The 19,156-nt window shown below is 61.0% G+C and carries 15 protein-coding genes; 8 read left to right on the top strand and 7 right to left on the bottom strand.

What is annotated here, in order from left to right; genetic code table 11:
* The first annotated feature begins 59 nt into the window (after positions 1 to 59).
* Positions 60 to 476: a VOC family protein gene (locus ACLK1G_RS03205; RefSeq protein WP_420764106.1), complete on the top strand. Its 417-nt coding sequence runs from the start codon at positions 60 to 62 to the stop codon at positions 474 to 476.
* A 21-nt stretch (positions 477 to 497) separates the two neighbouring features.
* On the opposite strand, the gene ACLK1G_RS03200 is transcribed toward ACLK1G_RS03205, so the two are convergent.
* The gene (locus ACLK1G_RS03200; protein ID WP_039592153.1) at positions 498 to 869 is read right to left on the bottom strand and encodes a PH domain-containing protein; all 372 of its coding nucleotides are present in this window, start codon (positions 867 to 869) and stop codon (positions 498 to 500) included.
* A gap of 201 nt (positions 870 to 1,070) precedes the next feature.
* On the opposite strand from ACLK1G_RS03200, the gene ACLK1G_RS03195 reads away from it, so the two are divergent.
* From ACLK1G_RS03195 to ACLK1G_RS03175, 5 genes are all read left to right on the top strand, one after another.
* Positions 1,071 to 2,066 carry a TRAP transporter substrate-binding protein gene (locus tag ACLK1G_RS03195; RefSeq protein ID WP_420764105.1) on the top strand — a complete coding sequence of 332 codons (996 nt, stop codon included), beginning with the start codon at positions 1,071 to 1,073 and terminating at the stop codon, positions 2,064 to 2,066.
* A gap of 125 nt (positions 2,067 to 2,191) precedes the next feature.
* A complete protein-coding gene (dctP, locus tag ACLK1G_RS03190) occupies positions 2,192 to 3,187 on the top strand; it encodes a C4-dicarboxylate TRAP substrate-binding protein DctP (protein ID WP_420764104.1) in 996 nt (331 codons plus the stop codon).
* A 66-nt stretch (positions 3,188 to 3,253) separates the two neighbouring features.
* Positions 3,254 to 3,886 carry a TRAP transporter small permease gene (locus ACLK1G_RS03185; protein ID WP_420764103.1) on the top strand — a complete coding sequence of 211 codons (633 nt, stop codon included), beginning with the start codon at positions 3,254 to 3,256 and terminating at the stop codon, positions 3,884 to 3,886.
* Positions 3,883 to 5,166, top strand: a complete 1,284-nt coding sequence (gene dctM, locus ACLK1G_RS03180; RefSeq protein ID WP_420764102.1) for a C4-dicarboxylate TRAP transporter large permease protein DctM — start codon at positions 3,883 to 3,885, stop codon at positions 5,164 to 5,166. Before ACLK1G_RS03185 ends, dctM begins: the two co-directional genes overlap by 4 nt.
* A 111-nt stretch (positions 5,167 to 5,277) precedes the next feature.
* Positions 5,278 to 7,185: an alkaline phosphatase D family protein gene (locus ACLK1G_RS03175; protein ID WP_420764101.1), complete on the top strand. Its 1,908-nt coding sequence runs from the start codon at positions 5,278 to 5,280 to the stop codon at positions 7,183 to 7,185.
* Positions 7,186 to 7,272: 87 nt separating this feature from the next.
* Here ACLK1G_RS03175 and ACLK1G_RS03170 read toward each other — a convergent pair whose 3' ends face one another.
* The 6 genes from ACLK1G_RS03170 to ACLK1G_RS03145 all read right to left on the bottom strand — a co-directional run bounded on the left by ACLK1G_RS03170 (position 7,273) and on the right by ACLK1G_RS03145 (position 16,939).
* Positions 7,273 to 7,773, bottom strand: a complete 501-nt coding sequence (locus ACLK1G_RS03170) for a methylated-DNA--[protein]-cysteine S-methyltransferase (protein ID WP_420764100.1) — start codon at positions 7,771 to 7,773, stop codon at positions 7,273 to 7,275.
* A 171-nt stretch (positions 7,774 to 7,944) separates the two neighbouring features.
* On the bottom strand, positions 7,945 to 10,677 hold the full coding sequence (locus ACLK1G_RS03165) for a winged helix-turn-helix domain-containing protein (protein WP_420764099.1): 2,733 nt from the start codon (positions 10,675 to 10,677) through the stop codon (positions 7,945 to 7,947).
* A gap of 231 nt (positions 10,678 to 10,908) precedes the next feature.
* Entirely contained in the window at positions 10,909 to 12,273 is a 1,365-nt protein-coding gene (locus ACLK1G_RS03160; RefSeq protein WP_420764098.1) for a DUF1329 domain-containing protein, read from the bottom strand.
* A gap of 25 nt (positions 12,274 to 12,298) precedes the next feature.
* Positions 12,299 to 14,194, bottom strand: a complete 1,896-nt coding sequence (locus ACLK1G_RS03155; RefSeq protein ID WP_420764097.1) for a DUF1302 domain-containing protein — start codon at positions 14,192 to 14,194, stop codon at positions 12,299 to 12,301.
* 287 nt (positions 14,195 to 14,481) lie between these two features.
* Positions 14,482 to 16,164, bottom strand: a complete 1,683-nt coding sequence (locus ACLK1G_RS03150) for a fatty acid--CoA ligase (RefSeq protein WP_420764096.1) — start codon at positions 16,162 to 16,164, stop codon at positions 14,482 to 14,484.
* Between the two features lie 145 nt (positions 16,165 to 16,309).
* Positions 16,310 to 16,939 (bottom strand): LysE family transporter, encoded by a 630-nt coding sequence (locus tag ACLK1G_RS03145; protein WP_420764095.1) that lies wholly within the window; start codon positions 16,937 to 16,939, stop codon positions 16,310 to 16,312.
* 199 nt (positions 16,940 to 17,138) lie between these two features.
* Here ACLK1G_RS03145 and ACLK1G_RS03140 point away from each other — a divergent pair, with 199 nt between their 5' ends.
* Together ACLK1G_RS03140 and ACLK1G_RS03135 are read left to right on the top strand one after the other, a co-directional pair.
* Positions 17,139 to 18,104, top strand: coding sequence for a 2-hydroxyacid dehydrogenase (locus tag ACLK1G_RS03140; RefSeq protein ID WP_420764094.1), 966 nt, complete (start codon positions 17,139 to 17,141; stop codon positions 18,102 to 18,104).
* A 33-nt stretch (positions 18,105 to 18,137) separates the two neighbouring features.
* Complete coding sequence (locus ACLK1G_RS03135) at positions 18,138 to 19,136, top strand: methyltransferase (protein ID WP_420764093.1); 999 nt, start codon at positions 18,138 to 18,140, stop codon at positions 19,134 to 19,136.
* Positions 19,137 to 19,156: the final 20 nt, after the last annotated feature.

The raw sequence follows: 19,156 nt of genomic DNA, 5'->3' as shown, positions 1-19,156 counted from the left end.
GGGAATCATTGGCTACAGTGACTGGACTCATTGGCGCCAGAACTCATGCGGAGGCCGACATGAAGAACTTCAGCATCGAGCGCATCGACCACATCGTCTTGCGCGTGAAAGACATCGAACGCAGCCTCGCCTTCTACACATCGGTATTGGGTTGCGAGCTCAGGAAACGTCGGGACGAGCTGGGACTGATCCACCTCGGCGCCGGTGCATCGATGATCGATCTGGTGGACGTCGACGGGCCACTTGGCCGTCAGGGTGGCGAAGCAGCCGGCGAACACGGCCATAACGTCGACCATTTCTGCCTGCGCATCGAACCGTTCGACGAACCAGCGCTGCTCGCTCATCTACACGCAGCAGGCCTGGAGGTCGAGAAAGCGCAAATGCGCTTCGGGGCGGAGGGTAAGGGCTTATCGATCTACTGCTGCGATCCGGATGGCAACCAGATCGAGTTGAAGGGGCCGTCGCTGGAGCCCTGAGCTCCAGCCGGCCTGCTGGGATCAGGCCAAGAGGTGCCTGGAGATGACCTTGGAGATTTCAACGATACCGGTCTTGCCGGTGAATTCGAACTTCACCTTGCCCAGGGACGAAAAGTAAATCTCCAGTTCAGAATCCAGGTCGAAGGTGCCGGAGGTTTCCACCGAGTACGCGACGATGTTTTTATAGGGCAGCGAAGTGAAGTCCTTCTTGCTGCCGGTGATGCCCTGCACGTTCACGGCAATGATGCGTTTGTTGGTAAAGACCACCCCATCGCGCATGGACTTGTAGGCGTCGATGACTTGTTCGCCGTCCAGCAAGAGGGCTGTGACGCGTTCGGCGTACTCATCGTTTTGCTTGAGCTTGAAGAAACCTTTGTTGTTGAAATCGATCATGGAGCGAAGTCCTTGCTGGTATTTGAGAACATCCTGCTTGCTTGATTCTGAAGGCCAGTCCCGGCAGGTGCCAAGCGATTTTACCCACCACGCCAAAACAGCCCGGCGGCCCGCATTTTATCTCCTAGACTTGCCATTGTTTGCTGTTCGCAGGGACATCGAAGGTGTCCGTACGATAAACATAATTCCAAGAGATCCGCCATGCTCAAATCCTTGTGGAAAGCGCTCGCCTGTACATTGGCCATTACCGCATCGGGCGCCGCCATGGCAGCCGATCCCATCGTCATCAAGTTCTCCCACGTAGTCGCCGAGCAGACGCCGAAGGGCCAAGGCGCGCTGATGTTCAAGAAACTGGCGGAAGAACGCTTGGCGGGCAAGGTGAAGGTCGAGGTTTACCCCAACTCCACGCTGTTGGGCGATGACAAGGAGATGGAAGGCTTGCTGCTGGGAGACGTGCAGATCATTGCCAGGTCACTGGCGAAGTTCGAGCAGTACACCCGCAAAGTCCAACTGTTCGACCTGCCGTTTCTGTTCGATGACATCGCGGCGGTAGATCGCTTCCAACAAAGCCCCCAGGGCCAGCAATTGCTCAAGTCCATGGAGAGCAAGAACATCACTGGCCTGGCCTATTGGCACAACGGCATGAAACAGCTTTCGGCGAACAAACCGCTGCGCATGCCCAGCGATGCGCAGGGCCTGGTGTTTCGTGTGCAGACTTCCGCCGTGCTGGAGGAGCAGTTCAAGGCGGTAGGCGCCAAAGGGCAACCGATGATTTTTTCGGTGGTGTATCAGGCCCTGCGCGCGGGTGTGGTCAATGGCGCGGAGAACCCCTATTCGAACTTTTACAACCAGAAACTGAACGAGGTGCAGAAGTACGTCACCGAGACGGACCACGGCATTCTCGACTACATGCTCATTACCACGTCCGATTTCTGGAACGGCCTGCCAGCGGACATTCGCGTCGAACTGGACAAGATCGTGGTCGAGGCAACCGCCCATGCCAACAAAGAGGCGCAGCGGCTCAATGAACAGGACCGGCAACGGGTGCTCGATGCCAAGACCACTCAAATCACCACCCTCACGGCGGACGAGCGCAACGCATGGCGTGACAAGATGAAACCGGTGTGGGCGAAGTTTGAAAAAGATATCGGCCCGGACCTGATCAAGGCCGCCGAAGCGTCCAACAAGACGCAGTAAAGCCCCGCACTTGATGTCACAATGCCCAGGCAAGCTATTTTCTGCCTAGACTTGCAACTGTCCTACCGTGCGTTGTGTTTTGAATGAGCCCGCACGGGCGAAACTAAAAATAAAAGGAAAGCCCAATGTTTAAACCTATGTGGAAAGCACTCGTCTGCACACTGGCCCTCAGCGCGCTGAGCACCGCCATGGCGGCTGATCCGGTGGTCATCAAGTTCTCGCACGTGGTGGCTGAGCAAACGCCGAAGGGCCAGGGTGCGCTGCTGTTCAAGAAGTTGGTGGAAGAACGCCTGCCAGGCAAAGTGAAAGTCGAGGTGTACCCTAACTCCTCGCTGTTCGGCGACGGCAAGGAAATGGAAGCCCTGCTGTTGGGCGATGTGCAGATGATCGCCCCGTCCCTGGCCAAGTTCGAGCAATACACCAAGACGGTGCAGTTGTTCGACTTGCCCTTCCTGTTCGATGACATCTCCGCCGTGGACCGCTTCCAGCTGAGCCCCGAAGGCCAGAAACTGCTCAAGTCCATGGAAAGCAAGAACATCACCGGCCTGGCATATTGGCACAACGGCATGAAGCAATTGTCCGCCAACAAGCCACTGCGCGAACCCAAGGACGCCCGTGGCCTGAAGTTCCGCGTACAAGCCTCCGCCGTGCTCGAAGAGCAGTTCAAGGCGGTGAACGCCAACCCGCGCAAGATGAGCTTCGCCGAGGTGTACCAAGGCCTGCAGACTGGCGTGGTCAACGGTGCGGAAAACCCGTACTCGAACATCTACAGCCAGAAAATGCATGAAGTTCAGAAGTACATCACCGAATCCAACCACGGTGTACTCGACTACATGCTGATCACCAACACCAAGTTCTGGAGCGGCCTGCCGCCAGATGTACGTAGCGAACTGGACAAGATCCTGGTTGAAGTGACCGCGCACGTGAACAAAGAAGCGGCGCAACTGAACCAGAACGACAAGCAGCGCATTATCGACGCCAAGACCACCGAGATCATTACGCTCACGCCTGAAGAGCGCAACGAATGGCGCGAGAAGATGAAACCGGTGTGGAAGAAGTTCGAAGGTGACATCGGTGCCGACCTGATCAAGGCCGCCGAAGCCTCCAACAAGGCTCAGTAATGGGTTGGCCGGCGCTGCCGTCATGGCAGCGCCGACCTGTCGTCCTCCCTGCAGGAGATGCCATCCATGAACGCCCTTCGGCGCACTTGGGAACATTTCGAGGAAGCTTTCATTGCCTTCCTTTTGGCCGCCATGACGTTGGTCACCTTCGTCTACGTGGTCCTCAACAACCTTTATGCGGTGTTCTACAGCCTTGGCGACAACTGGCCGGCCGCCAGCGAGCCCATGTTCGCCATCGGCGACGGCATCATGGGCATGGCCCAGGCCATGACCTGGAGCAGCTCCTTGACCAAGGCGCTGTTCGGCTGGTTGATTTTCTTTGGCCTGTCCTACGGCGTGCGCACCGCCGGGCACATCGGTGTCGATGCGCTGGTGAAACTGGCGAGCAAACCGGTGCAACGCTACATCGGCGTGATCGCCTGCCTGTGCTGCCTGGGTTATGCCGGGTTGCTCGCGGTGGCGAGTTTCGAGTGGATCAACACCTTGATGATTGCCGAGATCGGCGCCGAAGACCTCGGCCACTTCGGCATCATGCAATGGCATATCGGGCTGATCGTGCCCGTAGGATTCGCGTTGGTATTCATCCGCTTTGCGGAAATTCTCGTACGCATCCTGATGAATCGTCAGACCGGCCTGGGCCTGGCCGATGAAGCGGCGGAAGCGATCAAACTGACCGATATCGAGGAAGACAAGCCATGACCATTGCCTTCCTGTTCCTCGCGTTGTTCGTGCTGATGTTTATCGGCGTGCCGATCGCGATTTCCCTGGGCCTGGCCGGATCGCTGACGATCATTTTCTTCAGCCCCGACTCGGTACGTTCCCTGGCGATCAAGCTGTTCGAAACCAGCGAACACTACACCCTGCTGGCGATTCCGTTCTTCCTGCTGGCCGGTGCGTTCATGACCACGGGCGGCGTGGCGCGACGGCTGATCGACTTTGCCAACGCCTGCGTCGGCCACATCCGTGGCGGCCTGGCGATTGCGGCGGTGCTGGCGTGCATGCTGTTTGCCGCCTTGTCCGGCTCCAGCCCCGCGACGGTAGCGGCGGTGGGTTCCATTGCCATCGCCGGCATGGTGCGTTCGGGTTACCCACAGGCGTTTGGTGCGGGCATTGTCTGTAACGCCGGCACCCTGGGCATCTTGATACCACCGTCGATCGTCATGGTGGTGTACGCCGCCGCGACCGAAACCTCGGTGGGCAAGTTGTTCATGGCCGGTGTGATACCGGGCCTGCTGCTTGGGACCGCCTTGATGGTGGTGATCTACATTGTCGCGGTGAAGAAAAACCTGCCGGCCATGCCCAGGGCAACCTTGCGTGAATGGCTGACGGCAGCGCGCAAGGCAGGCTGGGGCCTGCTGCTCATGGTGATCATCCTCGGCGGGATTTATTCGGGGATGTTCACACCCACCGAAGCAGCAGCCGTGGCGGCGGTCTACTCAGCGTTTATCGCACTGTTCGTCTACAAGGACCTGACGTTCCGCGAAACGCCCAAGGTGCTGTTGGAGTCGGCCAAGTTGAGCATCATGCTGATGTTCATCATCGCCAACGCCATGCTCTTCGCCCACGTGCTGACCACCGAGCAACTGCCGCAGCAGATCACTGCGTGGGTGATCGAAGCCGGGCTGACGCCGGTGACCTTCCTGCTGGTGGTGAACATCGTGCTGCTGATTGCCGGTGCGTTCATGGAGCCGTCGGCGATCATCCTGATCCTGGCGCCTATCCTGTTCCCCATCGCCATGAAACTGGGCATCGACCCGATCCACCTGGGCATCATCATGGTGGTGAACCTGGAGATCGGCCTGATCACACCGCCGGTGGGGCTGAACCTGTTCGTCACCTCGGCGGTGACCGGCATGTCGTTGACAGCGACCATCCGCGCGGCCATGCCGTGGCTGATGATCCTGCTGGCGTTCCTGGTGCTGATTACCTATGTGCCATGGATCTCGTTGGCATTGCCGAACTGGCTGGGCATGAGCTAAGTCTTGTGGCGAGGGAGCTTGCTCCCTCGCCACACCAGTGCAGCCTCCACAGCCCTCGGGCACATTGCGTTATGATCCTCGCTTTCCTTTGAAAGCAGAGCTTTTCCACGCATGTTGCCGTCCTCTTCCGACACCTCTTGCACCCTGCCCTCCGTCCTTGTAGGCCCGCTGCTGCGGCGGCTGGAGCCCCGGCGGCTGGTGATGTGGCTGGTGGGCTCGCGGCCGTTGGCGTTGACCTTGCGGCTGGACGGCGCAGCCGATCTGCAACTCGACGCCCTGCATTGCACGGTGGTGCCGGTGGGCCGCCACGCGTTTGTGCATTTGATCGATGTGCAACTCGATACCACCCTGTCGCTGGACGCGGCGATTGGCTACGACCTGCTGGTGGACGGTGCCGGCATCGCCGAATGGGCGCCGCATCTGGTGTATGGCGATGCACGGTGTCCAAGTTTCATGGTGCATTCGCGCATCGACCAACTGGTCCACGGCTCCTGCCGCAAACCCCATTTCCCCGCCAACGACGGATTGCTCTGCGTCGACCGGTTGTTGGCGCAATCCCCCGAACAACGGCCGGCGCTGCTGATGATGAGCGGCGACCAGGTGTATGCCGATGATGTGGCGGGCCCGATGCTGCGGGCGATCCATGCCTTGATCGAGCGCCTTGGGCTGTTTGAAGAGTGCCTTGAAGGCGCGGTGGTGCAAGACAGCGCCAAGCTTTACCAACACCCGGCCAGTTACTACCACCGCGCCGATCTGCTGCCGGCACTGGAAAGCAACGAAACCCTGCGGGAACGATTTTTCGGCGGGGCGCGCAAGCCGATCTTTACCAGCAGCAGCGCCGATAATCACTTAGTGACCTTCGCTGAAGTCATGGCGATGTATTTGCTGGTGTGGTCACCCGTGCCGTGGACGCTGATCGATCCGCAACCGCCGGAACTGACCGTCGAACGGCGCCAGCGCTACGAGCTGGAACACCAACGGATCGAGGCCTTCAAGACCGGGCTGGACGGCGTGGCGCGGGTATTTGCTCACCTGTCCTGCCTGATGATCTTCGATGATCACGACATCACGGACGACTGGAACCTGTCCGCCCAATGGGAAGAAACCGCCTACGGTCATCCCTTCTCCAAGCGCATCATCGGCAATGCATTGATCGCCTACATGCTCTGCCAGGGCTGGGGCAACAACCCGGATGCCTTTGGTGAGGTCATCCAGCAAACCGTGGCCTTGAGCGGAACCGCCCAGGACCGCTACATCGACAGCGCCCCCCAGGATGCGTTGATCGATAGATTGCTCAGTTTCCAACAATGGCATTACGTGTTGCCGACGACCCCGGCGCTGGTGGTCCTCGACACCCGTACTCGCCGTTGGCGCAGCGAGAACAGTCTCAAGCAGCCGTCGGGCCTGCTGGATTGGGAGGCCCTGAGCGAACTGCAACAAGAATTGCTCGACCACCCTTCGGCGATCATCGTCTCGCCGGCGCCGATTTTTGGCGTCAAGCTGATCGAGACCGTACAACGGGTGTTCAGCTGGTGCGGCTACCCGCTGCTGGTGGACGCGGAAAACTGGATGGCCCACCGTGGCGCGGCCCAGGTGATCCTGAATATCTTCCGACACTCGCGCACGCCGGGCAGCTACGTGGTGCTGTCCGGCGACGTGCATTATTCGTTCGTCTACGAGGTATTGATCCCACATCGCAAGGGTGGCCCGCGCGTCTGGCAGATCACCAGCAGCGGCATCAAGAATGAATTTCCGCCGGCGTTGCTGGAGTGGTTCGACCGCCTGAACCGCTGGCTCTATTCACCCCGTTCGCCGTTGAACTGGTTCACTAAGCGCCGCAGCATGCGCATCGTTCCCCATGTCCCGGAACACGCCGAGGCCGGGGAACGGTTATGGAACTCGGCCGGGATCGGCCAGGTATTTTTCAACGAACAGGGGCAACCGGCGCGAATCTATCAACACAATGCCGATGGCAAGCCGCCAACGCGCATGCTGTCGCCAAAAAACCCCATGAGCTGATCACTTGCTGTCAGAGGTCATCAACGCCTATGCAACTGAACGACCGCTTTCGCGAGCAAGCTCGCTCCCATAGAGGGTGGGGCCAGGTCAGAATGCCAATTGCAGGCTCTGCTGGCCTTCAAGGCTGAGCAAATACTGTTTGGCGGCGAGGCCGCCGGCGAAACCGGTGAGGCTGCCTGATGTACCGATGACCCGATGACACGGGGCGATGATCGAGATCGGATTGCGGCCGTTGGCCGCCCCTACCGCCCGGGTCGCGGTCGGTTGGCCGATCTGGATGGCGATGTCGCGATAACTGCGGGTTTCGCCGAACGGGATGGTCAGCAACGCCTGCCAGACCCGCACCTGGAAGTCAGTGCCGGCGAAGTCCAGTACCAGCTCGAACTGGCGGCGCTGACCGGCGAAATATTCAAGCAACTGGCGCTCGGCCTCCTTGAGGGTCGGGTGATCGCTGTCGAGCTCCAGCGGTCCGAGGCGCACCCGGTTGAGCCGTTCGTTTTCCCACAGGATGGCTGCCAGCTTGGCGTCGCGAGCAACGAGGATCAGCTCGCCGACCGGGGATGGGATGGTTTTGTACAACGGCAACATTCGAGTGATTCCTTGGCTCAAACCCAATAGGTGCTTGTGGCGAGGGAGCTTGCTCCCGCTGGCATGAAGCAGCCCCATGCAAAGCCTGATACACCGCGGCGCTTGATGTTGCGGTCCGCTTCGCAACCCAGCGGGAGCAAGCTCCCTCGCCACAGGTTTCTCACAGCATCGTCATCCCAACAATCCCAACGCCTTGGCCCGAGCCACGGCCTGGGTGCGGCGCTCGACGCCGAGCTTGCTGTTGATATGGCTGGCGTGGGTCTTCACCGTGTGCAGCGAGATGAACAGTTGCTCGCTGATCTCCTGATTGGAACATCCCTGGGCGATCAGTTGCAGCACCGCTCGCTCCCGGCTGCTGAGGGTCTCCACCGATGGCGCGGGCTCGACAGGCAGTACCGTCGACGGTAAACGATCGAGCAACTGTTGACGCAACTCGCTGTGCGGCGCTTGCAGCAGTTGCTCACGCAACCATTCGGGACGCTCCTTGAGCAACCATTCAAATGGCTGCAGCGCCCCCCCGATGGCGGCTTCGAAAGCCTCGGCCAATGTGCCGCGCGCATCGGGTTCGCGGCCCACGCTCAGCAGCAAGGCGACTTTCTGGTTGAGCACCATCACGGCGAGCATCTGCCGTCCGGTTTGCTGGGCGTGCTGGAGCAATGCATCGAGCCGCCCTTCAGCCTGCATCGGCTGGCCGCGGATGGACTCCAGCAGGGCTTGTTGCAGCTCGACATGCAGCGGCAGTTGCGGATGGAACTCCGGTGGCGCGGCGGCGCGTTCGCCGGTATAGGTCTGCCCCAGCCGCGCCAGCCAGGCTTCGGCCAGTTCAGTGCGGCCCTGGGCCAACCAGAGCTCGCATTTGACCAGGGTGATCATCGCCAGGTAGTACACCGGCGGAACATCCCAGATATGCATCAGGCGCTCGGCTTCGGCCAGTTCGGCAAAGGCTCGGGCAAATTCGCCCGCGTGGCCTTCGACGCGGGCGATCACGCAATGGCCGATCAACACGCTGATATCCCGGCAGGCACGGGCTTCAGTGAGGCCTGCCTGCAACCGCGCCAACCCGGCCGTGGATTGCATGCGCAGCGTCAACAGGAAACCTTCGTACAGGACCAGTCGCGCGCGCACCGCATACAACCGTTGAGGCGAGAGCGCGTGCAAGCGCTGCAAGCCCTGTTTCACCTCATCGAGCGCCCTCAGGATTTCCCCTCGGGCCTGCAACACCCGGGCGCGATCGTAATGGGCCAAAGCCTCGAAGAGTGGGTTGCCGACCCGCTGCGCCAGTTCCAGGGAATCGCGGTTCAGCGCCCGGGCGCGCCACAGGTCGCCGTCGGCAATCGCCAGGTTCGACAAGGTGGACAAGCACATCAGGCGTTGGCCGTAACGTTTTTGCGGCAGGCTTTCCAGGGCTTCGGTGCAATAGCGAAGGGTGGCCTGGCGATCGCCACGGCCACGGGCGACGATGCCGCTCAGGGCCAGCCACTGGGCGAGCATGGATTTATGCGCGGTGGCCGACGGGGCCGGCAGGAAGCGGCTCAAATGAGCGGCCAGCTCCTGCGCGGCATCGAGTTGGCAGGCCAGGCCCAAGGCCCAGCTGTAGAGCACGATCAAGCGCGGCGTGCTGATGAGCAGGCTGTCGGGCAGGTCCATTTTCCAGCGCAGCAACATACCGACATTCTGTTCGGCCAGCAGTTGTTCCTCCGAAAGGTTTTGCACCAGGTTTGCCGCCACGTCCAAATGCCCGGCGCGCAGCGCCTGCTCCACGGCTTCATCGATCAGGCCTTGGGCGTTGAACCAGCGACAGGCGCGCAGGTGCAACGTTGCGCCCGGCACCATGGCTTGCGCGCTGGGCCGACTGCGCAACAGATCGGAAAACAGGTGATGGAAGCGATACCAGCGCCCGTGCTCGTCCAGCGGCACGAGGAAAACCTGATGGGCCGCCAGGTATTGGAGAATTTCCTGGCTGTCGTGGGCGTCGCGCACCGCATCGCACAGCTCGCTGCAAAAGCGTTCCTGCGGGGCGATGTCGTAGAGAAACGCTTGCACCTCGGCGGGCAGGCAATCGATGACTTCTTCCAGCAGATAGTCACGGATCAGCCCTTCCCCGCCGTGCAGGGCCTGGGGCAATCGCCCCTCGCTGCCGGCCTCGGAAGCAGCCAGCAGCCAGAAACGCAGCCCGGCGACCCAGCCTTCGCTGCGCTGGATCAGGTTTTCCAAGGCTTCCCCACGCAGTGAACTGCTGTGGTGCTGAAGCAGCGTCAGCGCTTCGTCGTGGGTCAGGCGCAGGTCCTGCTCGTTGAGTTCCAGCAACTGGCGCGACAGGCGCAAACGCGCCAGATGCCAGTCCGGCCGCTGGCGACTGGTCACCAGCACCAGCAACCCATCGGGCAAGTGGTTGAGGAAAAACTGCAAGCAGCGATCCAGCACCGGGCTCTGGGCAAGATGGTAGTCATCGAGCACCAGCAGCAAGGGCGCCCGTGGCGATAGATGCCCGGACAGCTCGTCCAGCAGGCCGTCCAGCCATTCCTCGAAAGCAAAGGGCTGGTGGCGCTGGCGCATCTTCAACAGGCCCAACGCCTGGCCGCCCAACTGGGGAAAAAACGCCTGGAGCCCTTCAAGCAACCGCTCCAGGAAACGCCCCGGATCGTTGTCCCTGGCACTGAGCCCCAACCAGAGGCTGTGCCAATGCGTCGGCAAACCCTGGCAAAACTCCACCGCCAACGAGCTCTTGCCGAACCCCGCCGGGGCGCTCACCAACAGCAACCGGCCACCGAGCCCCGCGCTCAGGCGCTCGCACAACCGCGGCCGCACGACGTGCCCATCGGGCAAAGGCGGGCGATAAAAGCGCCCTTCCTGTACCGCGAAGGCTGCGCGGGAAGAATCCGGGAGTGAAGACAGATCAGTCATGGCCGGCTCTTGTTGGAATGCGGGTGGCGGCGTTGCAGATGTCCGCAGACTAGCCGTAAACGAGGACGTATTGAAGGGAGTGCTACAAATGGCTACAAAAAGACTACAGATTGTTTATGGCGGTTGTGGCGAGGGAGCAAGCTCCCTCGCCACAAACGATATGCGTTGGCAAAAAAAACGCCCCGAACCAGTCGGGGCGTTTTTTCGAGGATGCGGCCTCGGGCAAAGCGGTTAGCGAACGCCTTCCTGGCGCAGCGCCGCAGGGGTGAAGTCGCTGGTGGACGCGGTGAAGCCGAAGTCGTAGGCCGATTTCTCTTCGTTCTTCATGCCCAGGGCCAGGTAACGACCGGACTGCAGGTCGTAGAGGGTTTCCAGGGCATACCACGGCACTTGCTTGTCGTAGTAGTTCTCGGCATGGGCCTCGGCCACGCGCCACAGTTGGCCACGACCGTCGTAGTGGTCGATGACCGCCGCTTGCCAGGTGTCTTCGTCGATATAGAAGTCACGCTTGGCGTAGATATGGCGCTGGCCTTCCTTCAGGGTCGCGGTCACGTGCCAGACACGACGCAGTTCATAGCGCGCCAGGTCCTGGTTGATGTGGCCGGCCTTGAGGATGTCGGCGTACTTGAGTTGCGGCGAATCGATCTTGTGGCTGTTGGAGGCGATGTACAACTCTTTCTTGCCTTCAAGCTTCCAGTCGTAACGGTCCGGCGCGCCGTTGTACATGTCCAGGTTGTCGGAGGTGCGCAGGCCGTCGGCGGCGGTACCCGGGCCGTCATAGGCGACTTGCGGGGCCTGGCGCACACGGCGTTGGCCGGCGTTGTAGATCCAGGCCTTGCGTGGTTCCTTCACCTGGTCGAGGGTTTCGTGAACCAGCAGCACGGTACCCGCCAGGCGTGCCGGCGCGGTCACTTGCTGCTTGAAGTAGAACAGCACGTTGCCCGGGTTGGCCGGATCGAAGCCCTTGATCTTGTCGCGGAAGACGAACTGATCCTGGAAGTACACCAGGTTGTACGAACCGTTTGGCTGCGGCGTGGCCTGGGTCACCAGGCGGGTCACGCTGCCGCCGCGATAACGGGTGATGTGGTTCCAGATCACTTCGAGTCCGCTCTGGGGAATCGGGAACGGCACGGCCGTCTCGAAATTCTCCAGGCCGTTGCCGCCGCCCACCAGTTTGGTGTTCACGGCGTTTTTCTTGATGGAGGCCAACACGTCATCGGGCACGGTTGCGCCGCGATGGGTCGTGTAGACCGGCATCTTGAAGGTTTCCGGGTAGCGCTTGAACATCGCGTACTGGCCGGGGGCGAGTTTGTCCTTGTACTGGTCGACGTTTTGCGCGGTGATCGTGAACAACGGTTTTTCACTGGCGTACGGATCGGCGAGGAAACCCTTGCCGTCCACGCTACCGGCGTTCTTGGCCATGGGTTTCCAGGCCGAAATCGAACCATCGGCATTACCCGCCATCTCGGCGCCCATCGGCGTCAGGCTCTTGCCCAGCTTATCGGCCTCGGCCGCAGGCACGGCGGCCATGACGCTGGCCGCCAGCAGGGACAACCCCAGCGCTCCGACTTGCAACAGATTCTTTGTTATTTTCATAGTGTGTCGTCCTGAAATACGGTGCTTAGAAGTTCACGCCGACGCTGAGCGCCACGAAATCCCGGTCGTCCACGGTGGTGTACTTGCCGTCGAAGAAATTGGTGTAGGCCAGGCTGGCGGTATAGGTGTTCTGGTATTCGGCATCAACACCCAGGCTCACAGCCTTGCGGCCTTCCTCGAAGTTGGCGCCAGGGCCTGGCGAGTAGCCCTTGACGTCATGGGACCAAGCTACGTTGGGACGCAGATTTACACCGGCAAATACGTCGTTGTAGTCCCAAATGGCACGACCGCGATAACCCCAAGAGTTTGCCGTGGTGAAGCCGTCATTTTCGCAATAGCGACTAGCGTTGTTCTGCGCTCCGCCTGCCAGGGTCGAACCGTTCAATATCTCACATTGGCCATTCGGCAAAGGCCCAGGGCCATAGCTCGGATCACGGCCATAACGCGCCTTGGAAGTGCTTTCCAGACCGCCGACGTGAGTGAAGCCGACCTCGCCTACGAGGGTCAGACGCTCGGCACCCATGACCTGATCGAAGAAGTGGGTAAAAGTGGTTTGCAGCTGTGTCACTTCTTTGCGGCGATAGCCTGGCTGGTCCGTGTCTGCCTGTCCTGGCAGTACGGAAACATCGGGGTTCAAAGGCGTCAATCCGGAAAACAGGATATCGGTGGTATTGAGCTGGACCGGCGCATTCGGGCGGTAGCTGATTTCGCCGCTCCATGCGGTACCTGTGGGCAATGTGGTCGAGAAACTCAGGCCATACAGGCGGATATCTTCGGGATACTCGACGTAGTAGTTTGAATTACCTGCGACAACCATCGGTACCATGGCTTGAGCCATGGCAACCGCTTGAGCAAACGGAATGCCGGCAGCCATCAGCGACCCTACCAATCCGGGTCCGCTGGTATAAGCGCTGGCTGGTGCACCATGACCACTGAAAATTGGTGCACGGCTGTGGTAGTTCATGAAATAAGCGCCAAACTCGGTATCCAGCGGCTCGTACATGTACTTGAAAGACACGCCAAACTGGCCGCTGTCCCGAGCATCACGGTCGGGGCCACGACGAACCAAAGTGCCTTCGCCATCTACGTCCACACCGAACGCACCCAACGTAGGCATGGCAGCCGCTGGAATCGCCGACGCGCTCCTCAGCACTCGCAGGTTACTGTCACAACCATCGGAAATGACGTCCGGCTGCGAGAAGAAAGTCCCGCAGTTGTCAGTAACGGTCTGGTCCCACTCCAACTGGTAGAAAGCTTCAGCTGACAAATTGTCGGTCAAGCTCTGGGACACATAGAACATATTGACCGGGATCAGCCCTTCCTTGACCTCGGCGCCCGGACGACGGAACGCGGACACATCGACCGGGTTGATGGCATTGATGCCGTTCTGAATGAAGGTGCTCTCGCCCCAACTAACCACCTGCTTGCCGAGGCGCACCGAGCCGGGCTGATCGGCAATGGCGTAGTTGTGGTAAATGAACGCATCGAGAATCTGCCCGCCGGAAGACTGAGCGCCTTCTTTGCGGTTGCTGTCGCTGATGTCCTTGAACGGACGGCTTTCGTCCTTGAGCTCAAAGTCATACCAGTACTTGCCACGCACAAACACACCGGTGTCGCCGTACTTCAGCTCCAGGTCATGGATACCCTTGAAGATCTTCGAGAAAGTTTCCCCTCGCTTGAAATTCAAGTGACCGTCATCAGAGGTCTGGGACAAACCATGGCCACCGTTGTTGACGCCGATCAGGTTCTTGTTGGCCTTGGCCGTGGACCAGCTCGCGCCGACCGACAGGGACGAATCGAACTGGCCTTCGATTTCACCAATGTTGAAGCTGACGCCGAATGCCGGGCCGGCGAGCGAGGAGGCAAGACTGACGGCCAGAGGCAGTTTTGCCCGGCGCCAGAAAGTGTTTGCTGAGGTCATCGACGCAACTCCATGTGTTTTATTGTTATGGCAGTGGACGTTTCCGGAAACCCTTCGCCGTGCTGGCACGCGCGTCCCATTCCGAAAAGCCTTGAGCGGACTATAGCCAGCAGGTAGTACGGCTTGATCCCTCTAAAGTGTGATTTGCAGCCCCCGACCACTCTGGAACAGTCCTTCGCCAGGCCGACGTTTGTCGGCACGGCAAGGATGGCTGAAATTTCCGATTTAACAAGACAAGCGCTTGCTTGGTGGGGCTGCCGTGCCCTTTTCGGGCACGGCGAGGACGCTCAAAGCGTCGAAAGGAAGGTGCTGTTGTTGCTCTGCCATTCGGTGATGTCGACGCGGATACGTTTCTTGTCGAGCTTGCCGACGCTGGTCTTGGGAATTTCCGTAACAAGGGCGATCTGGCTAGGGATCGCCCATTTGCTCAGGTGCCCCAGCTCGACAAACGGCTTGAGGTGCTCCTTGAGCTCGCGAGCCCCGATCTGGTGCCCCTCACGAACGACCAGCAAGGCAAACGGCCGCTCGCCCCATTGCGGGTCGGGAATGCCGACCACTGCTACTTCGCGTACCGCCACATGCCGACTGATAAGGTCTTCCAGGTCCAGGGACGAGATCCATTCGCCGCCGGTCTTGATCACATCCTTGATGCGGTCGCGAATGTCGATGAAGCCCATGCCGTCGAGCGTGGCGACGTCGCCAGTGTGCAACCAGCCGCCACTCCAGAGTTCGGCGCCCTTTTGCGGTTCGTTGAAATAACCTTCGGTGAGCCATGGCGCGCGCAATACCAATTCGCCCTGGGTTTCGCCATCGGCGGGAAGGAAGCGGCCCTCGCCGTCGACGATCGCCGCCTCCACCAGTGGCCCTGGCACGCCGGCCTTGATCCGATAAGTGATGCGCTCGTCTTCGCCGCCGGCCATCAACTCATCGTTGAGGTGGGCGCAGGACACCAGCGGGCCGGTTTCGGACATGCCGTAGGCGGCGGTGAGCTGGATGCCCTTGGCCTTCGCCGCCTCGTACAGGCTGCGGTTCAGGGCGCTGCCGCCGATGACGATTTTCCAGCCGTCGAAATCGGTGTCCTGGGCGCCCTTGGCGTTGAGGACCATTTGCAGGATGGTCGGCACGCAGTGGGAAAAAGTGACCTTTTCCTTGCGCCACAGCTCCACCAGGAACTCCGGGTCGTAGCGACCGGGGTAGACCTGCTTGAGGCCGAGCATGGTTGCCACGTACGGCAAGCCCCAGGCGTGAACGTGGAACATGGGGGTGATGGGCATGTACACGTCGTTGGTGCCCAGCAGGCGCACGCTGTCGATGGCGCCCATGATGGTCGACACACCCAGGGTGTGCAGCACCAGCTGCCGATGGGTGAAATACACGCCCTTGGGGTTGCCCGTGGTGCCGGTGGTATAGAACGTGGTGGCGACGGAGTTTTCGTCGAAATCCTGGAAATCGTAGGTCGGACTGGCGCCGGCCAGCAGTTGCTCGTACTCGCCCACGAGGTCGGGCAGGTCGGCGGTCTTGTCCGGCTGGTCGGTCAGCAGTAGCGTCTTTTTCACCGTTGTCAGCTGGCCGGCGATCGCCTGGTACAAGCCGACGAACTCGCTGTTGACCAGCACGAAGCGATCCTCGGCGTGGTTCATGGTGTAGAGGATCTGTTCCGGCGACAGTCGCACGTTGATGGTATGGATCACCGCGCCGATCATCGGGATCGCGAACATGCATTCCAGGTACCGATGGCTGTCCCAGTCCATGACCGCCACGGTATCCCCGGCTTTCACCCCGGCCTCGGTCAGCACGTTGGCCAGCCGTGCGACGCGCTCGATCAGGGTGGGGTAGCTGTAGCGCAACTGGTCCCGGTAGATGATCTCGCGGGTTTTCTCATAGCGTGCGCCGGACATCAGCAGCCGCTTGATCAGCAACGGGTATTGGTAAACGCCCTCGGCTGGAGGAATAACGCGAGTCTGCAACATAGGAATCCCTTTTCTGACTGCACGGTCTTGGCTGGAAAAGTAAGCACTTTAAAGCGCTTGTCCGCGGATCAAATCAGCCGAAGGAATGATTTGATCCGCCCGCAAACACTAGCCTTGAGCCATTATCAGGATTCGCTCAACTCGCTCAATGGGCCTCGGTAAACGCCAGTTTCACGCCGATGGCGATCAGCACGGCGCCCATGGTCCGGTCGAACCAATGGCCCATGCGGGCAAAACCGGCACGCACCCGCGCCTGGCTGAACAACATTGCGACCATGCAGAACCAGGCCGCCGTGGCAACCGCCAGGTACACACCGTAGCCGGCCTGGATCGCCAGGGGCGTATGGGGATTGATGACCACGGTAAACAGGGACAGGAAGAACAGCGTCGCCTTGGGGTTCAGGCCGTTGGTAACGAAGCCGGCGGTAAACGCGCCCCGAGCGGTGCGCTCACCTGCCTCCTTGTGCAGGTTTTCCGGGTTCGCCTTGGCCGGCTGGGCGCGCAGGGCCTTGAAGCCGATGTAGAGCAGGTAAGCGGCGGCGGCCCACTTCAAGGCGTTGAACAGCACGATCGACTGGGACACGATCAGGCCGATGCCCAGCAACGAATACCCCACGTGCAGGAAAATCGCCGTGCCGACCCCCAACGCCGTCCAGGTCCCGGCACGGCGGCCGTGGGTCACGCTTTCGCGGACCACCACGGCGAAGTCCGGGCCAGGGCTGGCCACGGCCAACAGGTGGATCAGGGCGACAGTGAGAAATTCGGCGAGGTACATGGTGGTGCTCCTGGCGACAATCTTTGTTAAATGAAATCCGTGGCGAGGAGCTTGCTCCCGCTCGGCTACGCAGCAGTCGCTCGTCGCGTATCGGGGCCTTGCCTTGCAGGCCAGCGGGAGCAAGCTCCCTCGCCACGGCAACTCTTCTGATAGGCTCGCCACATTACGCCTTCAGTCTTCTACATGACAGGTACAGCTGATGACCAATACCGCACGCGCAGTTTTCCTCGATCACGCTTCACTGGACCTCGGCGACCTGGAGCTGGCTCCATTGCGCGATTGCTTCACCGAACTGCAGCTGTTTCCCGGCACCCGCCCGGATGAGGTGGCAGGCCGGATCGAGGGCGCCACGGTGGCGATCACCAACAAGGTCGTGATCGACGCAGCCGCCATGGCCGCCAACCCTGAACTGAAGCTGATCCTGATCAGCGCCACCGGCACCAATAACGTCGACCTCGCCGCTGCCCGCAGCCATGGCATCGTCGTCAGCAACTGCCAGGGCTATGGCACACCGTCGGTGGCCCAGCACACGATCATGCTGCTACTGAACCTGGCGACGCGCCTGGGCGACTATCAAAAAGCCGTGGGCGAAGGTCGTTGGCAACAGGCTTCGCAGTTCTGCCTGCTGGACTACCCGATCGTCGAACTGCAGGGCAAGACCCTCGGGCTGCTCGGCCATGGCGAACTGGGTGGCGCCGTCGCACGGCTGGCCGAAGCCTTCGGCATGCGCGTGCTGCTGGGGCAGATTCCAGGAAGGCCCGCCCGTGCGGACCGCGTGGCCCTGGACCAACTGCTACCCACGGTGGACGCCTTGACCTTGCATTGCCCGCTCAACGAGCACACCCGCCACTTCATTGGCGCGCGTGAACTGGCGTCGCTCAAACCCGGCGCGTTCGTAGTCAACACCGCACGCGGTGGCCTCATCCACGAACAGGCACTGGCCGATGCGCTGCGCAGCGGTCACCTGGGCGGGGCGGCCACCGACGTGTTGAGCGTGGAGCCGCCGACCCAGGGCAATCCGCTGCTGGCAGGTGATATCCCCCGGCTGATCGTCACGCCGCACAACGCCTGGGGCAGCCGCGAGGCCAGGCAACGGATCGTCGGCCAACTGGCGGAAAACGCCCGGGGCTTTTTCAGCGGTACAGCGCAACGAGTCGTCAATTGATAGACTGCCGCACTTTTTTACAAGGAGCAGACCATGGATCCGCGCAGTGAAGTACTGCTTCGTCAGGCCGAGTTATTCCAGGGTCCGGTCCTGCTGGCCGGGCTCCCCGCCGACGACCTGCTTGGCCGCTTGCCCGAGGCCCACGGCTGGTGCTGGCATGCCGGCGACCAGGCGGCCCTGGATGCCCGCTTCCCAGGGCGCAGCCATTTTGGCGTGAATGTACCCGAACTTTCGTTCGACGCTGCCGTGGTCTTCCTGCCCAAGGCCAAGGACCTGACCGACTACATCCTCAACGCCGTTGCCGCGCGCCTGGCTGGGCGCGAGGTGTATCTGGTGGGGGAAAAGCGCAGCGGCATCGAAGGCGCTTCCAAGCAGCTCAACCCCTTTGGCAAGCCGCGCAAGCTCGACAGCGCACGGCATTGCCAACTGTGGCAGGTCACCGTCGCCAACGTCCCTGAAGCCAAGCCGCTGGAAAGCCTCGCGCAAACCTATGAATTGCCGCTGGTCGAGGGCCCGCTCAAGGTCATCAGTTTGCCGGGAGTCTTCAGTCATGGCCGCCTTGATCGCGGCAGCGCGCTGTTGCTGGAGCATCTGGACAAGCTGCCCAGCGGCCACCTGCTGGACTTCGGCTGCGGCGCCGGCGTGCTGGGGGCGGCGGTCAAGCGACGCTATCCCCATAACACCGTGACGCTGCTGGACGTGGATGCCTTCGCCGCCGCCAGCAGTCGATTGACGCTGGCCGCCAATGGCCTGGAAGCCGAAGTGCTGACGGGTGACGGGATCGACGCCGCGCCCATGGGCCTGAACGCGATTCTGAGCAACCCGCCGTTCCACGTCGGCGTACACACCGACTACCACGCGACCGAAAACCTGTTGCGAAAAGCGGCCAAACATCTGAAAAACGGCGGCGAACTGCGCCTGGTTGCCAACAGTTTCCTCAAGTATCAGCCGTTGATCGAAGAGCACCTGGGCCCCTGCGCGATCAAGGCCGAGGGCCAAGGCTTTCGCATCTACCGGGCCAAGCGCGGCTGAAGCGTTTTTGAGAAACAACG

Origin of the sequence: Pseudomonas algeriensis, assembly GCF_048847255.1 — a bacterium.
GTDB lineage: Bacteria > Pseudomonadota > Gammaproteobacteria > Pseudomonadales > Pseudomonadaceae > Aquipseudomonas.
This window is presented reverse-complemented; position numbering and strand designations above follow the sequence as displayed.